This window comes from Vibrio sp. 10N.286.49.E11 (assembly GCF_041469505.1).
GTDB lineage: Bacteria > Pseudomonadota > Gammaproteobacteria > Enterobacterales > Vibrionaceae > Vibrio > Vibrio crassostreae_C.
Genome location: NZ_JBFRKQ010000111.1, coordinates 1 through 318, shown reverse-complemented (window position 1 = coordinate 318; position 318 = coordinate 1). Strand labels below are relative to the sequence as shown.

The following is a 318-nucleotide window of genomic DNA, read 5'->3' as shown; positions in this document are numbered from 1 at the left end:
AAAAGCTTCGCCACAGAAAGTTTGCTGACCAACATCATTCTTGGAAAATACCAATACGCGATGCCACTTTATCGTCAAGAATCGCTGTTTACCCAGTCGGGTATCGAGCTATCACGTACCACCATGGCTAGGTGGGTCATCCAAGTCAGTGAGAAGTTCGCCCCGCTGTATGCCGCCTTGAAAGAGCACCTACTTCAACAAGTGGTGGTTCAAGCGGATGAAACGCCGCTCAATGTGCTCAAAGAAGAGAAGCAGTGTTATATGTGGCTCTACTGCTCAGGCGCTGACTCACCCGAAGCGGCACTGCCGAATGTGAAA

1 protein-coding gene is annotated in these 318 nt (G+C 50.0%); it reads left to right on the top strand.

Annotation, left to right across the window (positions count from 1 at the left end; all coding sequences use genetic code 11):
• The coding region (locus tag AB4167_RS21125; protein WP_372136974.1) for a transposase at positions 1 to 318 on the top strand (318 nt) is incomplete at both ends.